Below are 5,285 nucleotides of genomic sequence, written 5' to 3' on the forward strand. Positions count from 1 at the left end.
GGGCGGCGCGGTGGTCGGCGGCGCGGTGGTCGGCGGCGCGGTGGTCGGCGGCGTCGTCCCCGGCGAGCAGTTGGCGCTCACCGAACCCGCGGCGACCTGCAGGCCACCGAGCAGCATCTTGGTGAAGTTCGGGTCGGTGTACGACGCCTCGGTGTGCCCGAGACCCGTGTACCAGGCCCGACCGCCGCCGAACGCCTTGCACCAGGTGATCGGGTGGTCGCCGTTCATGGTGCCGCCGCTGTAGGACGACTCGTCGAGGCTGGCGAGGACCCGCGCGCTGGAGCGGGGGTTGGTGCGGTAGTTGTACCACTCGTCGGAGCGGACCCAGGTGGCGCCGAGATGCGCGGTCGACGGGTTGGTCCGGTCCTCGATCTTCACGGTCGCGGTCTGGATCGCCGGGTGCGAGTCGAACCACGCGCCGACCAGCTGGCCGTACCACGGCCAGCTGTACTCGGTGTCGGCGGCGGCGTGCACGCCGACGTACCCGCCGCCGGCGGCGATGTACTGCTCGAAGGCCGTCTGCTGGCTGGCGTTGAGGACGTCGCCGGTCGTCGACATGAAGACCACCGCCTGGTACTGGGCCAGGTTGGAGGTGGTGAACTGGGCGGCGTCCTCGGTCGCGGTCACGCTGAAGCCGTTGGAAGCGCCGAGCTGCTGGATGGCCGCGATTCCGTTCGGGATGGACGAGTGCCGGAAGCCGGCGGTCTTGCTGAACACCAGGACCTTGGTCAGCGGTGCGGCCGAGGCCGTCGTGGGAAGGGCTATCAGGCCGGCCATCAACACGGCCAGGCCGGTGACGAATGCCAACAGGCGGGGACGGGAACGCATGGTCTTGCTCCTCTGCTGAGCGTCGACCCCGAGGGGTGCGCGAGGGCACGCCCGGGGCCAGGGTGGCGGTGGTGCGGAAGCCGGGCCGCCGATGCTCGGCTGAGATGGTGCGGTGATGTGGAGCGGTGGTGAGCGTGCGATTGGCCAGCCGATGACTCCGACCAACCTCTATGGACGGTCACAGTGCATCGACTCACATCGCTGACGCAGTAAACCTCCGATGTCTGCGCCCCGTCAAGCCCACCCGCTCCGGCCTGGGACGCACCGTGGCACGGTCAGCGCCGGCGTCGGAGCGGGACGTAGGGTCGGCGGTATGTCCACCGACGAAGATCGCGAGCGCCTCGCCGGGCAACTCGCGGCGCTGCCGGTCCGTGAGCTGGTCGACGTCCTGCGGCGTGCCCTGCCGCGGTTCACGCAGGAGGTGTACGGCATGCGAACGGTGCTGACCCTGGCCAACGTCACCTGGTTCGAGGACGATGTCGACCCGGGCCTCGACGTCGAGTTGGTCGCCTGGCCCGATCGCGACTACTACGGCGGTGAGCTCGGCCTGGATCAGGGCCTGTGGGAGAACGGCCGGTGCCCACGCTGCGATGTCGAGGTCACCTCGAACGCCAAGCGCGCGCACTGCCCGTACTGCGGCACCGCGTGCGTCCTGACCTGACGGTGCGCGCCAGCGTCGCGGTGGTCAGCCTCGGCCGTTCGACTCCGGGTCGCGAGTGCCCCTGGTCGCCATGAGGATGAGGTCGGCGATCGCCTCGGGGTGCGTGACCATGGCGAGGTGTGAGGAGTCGACCTCGATCGTCGTCGCGTTCATCCGCTCGGCCAGGAACCGCTCCAGCTCGGGCGCGGTGGTCCGATCCGCGGTGGAGACGGAGTAGTACGGGCAGGCTTGCGCCGGAGGCGTCAACGACCGAGGACGAGGTACGCGAGGCCGAGGACGCCGCGGTAGCCGCCGACGTACTGGCGCAGCCGGTCGTCGAGCTCCGCGCGGATCTGGTCCGCGCGGGGATCCTCGGGGTACGTCAGCAGCCACTCTTGCCGCCCCGCGAGCCAGGTGGACTCGAAGTCGTCCCACTCCCGCTGGTCGGCGGTGCTCAGGTGCAGCAGCCGCCAACCGCGCGCGCGGGCGGCCTCGACGAGGCCCGCGAGATCGGTGACGTCCGCACCGAAGATCCGCGTGGCCTCCGCGGTGGGGTCGGACTGCCAGTACCCCTCGCCGAGCAGCAGCCGCCCGCCCGGACGGACCACGCTGGCGAGCGCGTCGAGGGCCGCGCCGGTGCCGCCGAAGACGTGTGCCGAGCCGATACACAGGACCCGATCGGCCGGCTCGTGCCAGGCCGCGGCCTCGCCCATCACGAAGGCGACGTGCCGGTTCAGCGACTTCTCGGCGGCGAGCCTGCGCCCGCGGGCGAGGGCGGCCTCGGCGGTGCCCACACCGACGCCCCTCGTCGCGACGGGGCCTGCCACGCCGCCCGCGGCGACGGCGCGCAGCAGCAGCTCGCCCCAGCCGCAGCCGAGGTCCAGCACGCGCGCGCCGGGGCGTACGTCGAGTCGTCGCAGCAGCAGGGCCGCGTGCTCCTCCGAGAGCGGCGTGTTCCAGCGCATCCGCGCGTACCGGCTGGCGGCGAGGTGGTCGGTGCTGTGCATCCGTTCAGGGTGTCAAGTCGGGATCACCGGCGCGCACCGGGTGGGGTGCGTTCGGGTTGCGCGCAGGTCGGGACGGGTGTCGGGGCGTACGGCAGGATCGGTGCAGTGGACGCGGGCGCGGCGCAGCCCTGGCGGCCGCCGACCCGGCAGGAGGTCGCGGCCGCGGCCGGTCGCGGCCTGGTGGACGTGATCGGCCCGGGACTGCGGGTGCTGTTCTGCGGCTTCAACCCGGGTCTGTACTCGGCGGCGGTGGGGGAGCACTTCGCCCGCCGGGGCAGTCGCTTCTGGCCGGCCCTGCACGGCGCCGGCTTCACCGACCGGGAGCTGCGCCCGTGGGAGCGCGCCGAGCTGCTGCGGCAGGGACTGGGCATCACCAGCCTGAGCAACCGGGCCACCGCCCGCGCCGACGAGCTGACCCCGGCCGAGCTGGTGGCCGGGGTGACCGGGTTGGCGGTGAAGGCCGAGCGGCACCGGCCGAGGTGGGTGGCGATTCTCGGGGTGACCGCGTACCGGATCGCGTTCGTCCGGCCGAAGGCCGGGCTGGGCCCGCAGCCGGAGCGGCTGGGCCCGGCCCGGGTCTGGGTGTTGCCCAACCCCAGCGGTCTGAACGCGCACTTCCCGCTGCCGGCGCTGACGGCCGAGTTCGCGGCGCTGCGGCGGGAGGCGGGTTCCTAGACGTCGTCGGCGGCCAGCGCCCGGTAGTAGGGGGTCATGGCGGGGTGGTACTCGTCGAACTCCGGTTGGCGGGAGCCGTCCCGGGAGGCGACCAGCATGTCCAGGTAGTACTCCCAGCCGGCGCCCACCTCGGCGATGCCGTCCAGGCTGGTGAGGCGCTGGGCGAAGCGCAGCTCGGTGATGCCGTCGGGCTCGGTCAGCGCGAACTCCAGCAGCCAGCTGCCCGAGCCGTCGATCATCGAGACGCCGAGGCGCCGCTGCGGCTCGCACACCTCGATGCGTACGTCGCACCAGGGCTGCTGCTCCTCGTACGCCATCTGGACCCGGATGGTCCGGCCGGGCCCGGCGTCGCCCTCCCACGGGCCGAACCAGCGGGCCGTGCGCTCCGACTCGGTAAGGCTCGCCCACACGTCCGCCGCCGGGGCGCGGAACGTGCGGGTCAGGACGAGGTCGTGGCCGGTGGCGGTGCGGAACAGGCGGCCAGCGGGTGTACGGGTCATGCGATGTGCTCCGTTCGGTGTTCCGCCGCGCCGCGGGCGCGGCGTTCCCGGCGGGTTCGATGGACCTCGGTCTCCAGGGCGTCGAGGCGTTGCTCCCACCGGTCCGGTGCGGTGAACTCGGCGAGCCAGTCGATCAGCGCGGCGAGCGGGCCGGGGTCGAGGCGGTAGATCCTGCGGCGGCCGATCAGCTCGTCGCGGACCAGCCCGCTCTCCCGCAGCACCCGCAGGTGGCGACTGACCGCGGGTCGGCTGATGGCGAACCGCTGGGCGATCTCACCAGCGGCCAGCGGCGCGTCGCGCAGCATGGTCAGGATGCGCCGCCGCACCGGGTCCGCGATAGCGGTGGCCACCTCGTCCACGCCCGAAGCGTAACCCATGGGTTACGGGTTTGCGTAGGGCCGGCTGCGTCGATGGTGGGCACATGATCACCTGACCTGGCACTCTTGAGGGCATGCCAGCCCAGCTTCGATCCCGCCTGCTCGATTGGACCGTCGCCGTACCCGTGCTCGCCGTGCTGGTGTTGCTCGTGACGTGGGGGCGGGACCTTCCCGCCCCTGTCGTCGTGGTGGTCGCCGCGTTGCTGGGCGGTGCGGTGCTCGCCGCCGTGCACCACGCCGAGGTGGTCGCCCACCGGGTGGGGGAGCCGTACGGCTCGCTGGTGCTCGCCGTCGCGGTCACGGTCATCGAGGTGGCCCTGATCGTCACGCTGATGATCAGCGGGCCGGAGAAGACCCAGTCGCTCGCCCGCGACACCGTCTTCGCCGCCGTCATGATCACCTGTAACGGGATCCTCGGCCTGTCCCTGCTGCTCGGGGCGCTGCGCCGACGCGTGGCCGTGTTCAATCCCGAGGGCACCGGCGGGGCCCTGGCCACCGTGATCACCCTGGCCACGCTGAGCCTGGTCATCCCGACCTTCACCACGGCCCGCCCCGGCCCGGAGTTCAGCCCGGCCCAGCTCGCCTTCGCCGCCGTCGCGTCGCTCGCGCTGTACGGGCTGTTCGTGCTGGTGCAGACCGGCCGGCACCGCGACTACTTCCTGCCCGTCGACACCGAGGGTCGGGTGATCGACGCCGAGGAGCACGCCAAGCCGCCGACCACCCGCGCGGCGCTGATCAGCCTGGGGCTGCTGCTGGTGGCGCTGGTCGCGGTGGTCGGCGACGCCAAGACCGTCTCGCCGACCATCGAGGCCGGCGTGGCGGCGGCGAACCTGCCGCACGCGTTCGTCGGCGTGATCATCGCCCTGCTGGTGCTGCTGCCGGAGACCCTGGCCGCCGCCCGCGCCGCCCGCCGGGACCGCGTGCAGATCAGTCTGAACCTCGCCCTCGGCTCGGCGATGGCCAGCATCGGCCTGACCATCCCGGCCATCGCCATCGCCTCGATCTGGCTGGACGGCCCGCTGCTGCTCGGCCTCGGCGGCACCCAGCTCGCGCTGCTCGCGCTCACCGCGGTGACCGCCGTGCTGACCGTGGTGCCGGGGCGGGCCAACGTGTTGCAGGGCGGTGTGCACCTGGTGCTGCTGGCCGCGTTCGTCTTCCTGGCCGCCAGCCCCTGACCTTCTCGACGTCGCGCCCCTCGGCGCTCGCCGGCCGCCGGCGCCGCCCGCGGCCCGCGGGGGGGGCGCCCAAACGGCCGCGC

At 72.9% G+C, this 5,285-nt stretch carries 8 protein-coding genes; 3 read left to right on the forward strand and 5 right to left on the reverse strand.

Features of this window, described 5'->3' with window-relative positions; translation table 11 throughout:
• A partial coding sequence (locus ABZU46_RS30880) for a ThuA domain-containing protein (protein ID WP_354863227.1) occupies positions 1-828 on the reverse strand: 828 nt, incomplete at its 3' end.
• 313 nt (positions 829-1,141) lie between these two features.
• On the opposite strand from ABZU46_RS30880, the gene ABZU46_RS30885 reads away from it, so the two are divergent.
• Positions 1,142-1,489: a hypothetical protein gene (locus ABZU46_RS30885; RefSeq protein ID WP_354863228.1), complete on the forward strand. Its 348-nt coding sequence runs from the start codon at positions 1,142-1,144 to the stop codon at positions 1,487-1,489.
• A gap of 24 nt (positions 1,490-1,513) precedes the next feature.
• On the opposite strand, the gene ABZU46_RS30890 is transcribed toward ABZU46_RS30885, so the two are convergent.
• Positions 1,514-1,735, reverse strand: coding sequence for a hypothetical protein (locus ABZU46_RS30890; RefSeq protein ID WP_354863229.1), 222 nt, complete (start codon positions 1,733-1,735; stop codon positions 1,514-1,516).
• Positions 1,732-2,475, reverse strand: coding sequence for a class I SAM-dependent methyltransferase (locus ABZU46_RS30895; RefSeq protein WP_354863230.1), 744 nt, complete (start codon positions 2,473-2,475; stop codon positions 1,732-1,734). Before ABZU46_RS30895 ends, ABZU46_RS30890 begins: the two co-directional genes overlap by 4 nt.
• Positions 2,476-2,580: 105 nt before the next feature.
• Here ABZU46_RS30895 and mug point away from each other — a divergent pair, with 105 nt between their 5' ends.
• Positions 2,581-3,150: a G/U mismatch-specific DNA glycosylase gene (mug, locus tag ABZU46_RS30900; RefSeq protein WP_354863231.1), complete on the forward strand. Its 570-nt coding sequence runs from the start codon at positions 2,581-2,583 to the stop codon at positions 3,148-3,150.
• Here mug and ABZU46_RS30905 read toward each other — a convergent pair.
• Positions 3,147-3,650, reverse strand: a complete 504-nt coding sequence (locus tag ABZU46_RS30905; protein ID WP_354863232.1) for an SRPBCC family protein — start codon at positions 3,648-3,650, stop codon at positions 3,147-3,149. The genes mug and ABZU46_RS30905 overlap by 4 nt on opposite strands.
• A complete protein-coding gene (locus tag ABZU46_RS30910; protein WP_354863233.1) occupies positions 3,647-4,009 on the reverse strand; it encodes a metalloregulator ArsR/SmtB family transcription factor in 363 nt (120 codons plus the stop codon). The genes ABZU46_RS30905 and ABZU46_RS30910 overlap by 4 nt, the downstream gene beginning before the upstream one ends.
• 92 nt (positions 4,010-4,101) lie before the next feature.
• Here ABZU46_RS30910 and ABZU46_RS30915 point away from each other — a divergent pair, with 92 nt between their 5' ends.
• Complete coding sequence (locus tag ABZU46_RS30915; RefSeq protein ID WP_354863234.1) at positions 4,102-5,202, forward strand: ionic transporter y4hA; 1,101 nt, start codon at positions 4,102-4,104, stop codon at positions 5,200-5,202.
• The last annotated feature ends 83 nt before the right edge of the window (positions 5,203-5,285 follow it).

The organism is Micromonospora sp. NPDC005197, assembly GCF_040608295.1.
GTDB lineage: Bacteria > Actinomycetota > Actinomycetes > Mycobacteriales > Micromonosporaceae > Micromonospora.

Coding starts and splice junctions, on each gene's coding strand:
- ABZU46_RS30885 (WP_354863228.1), top strand. CDS start 1,142: ATGTCCACCGACGAAGATCGCGAGCGCCTCGCCGGGCAACTCGCGGCG.
- ABZU46_RS30895 (WP_354863230.1), bottom strand. CDS start 2,475: ATGCACAGCACCGACCACCTCGCCGCCAGCCGGTACGCGCGGATGCGC.
- ABZU46_RS30905 (WP_354863232.1), bottom strand. CDS start 3,650: ATGACCCGTACACCCGCTGGCCGCCTGTTCCGCACCGCCACCGGCCAC.
- ABZU46_RS30915 (WP_354863234.1), top strand. CDS start 4,102: ATGCCAGCCCAGCTTCGATCCCGCCTGCTCGATTGGACCGTCGCCGTA.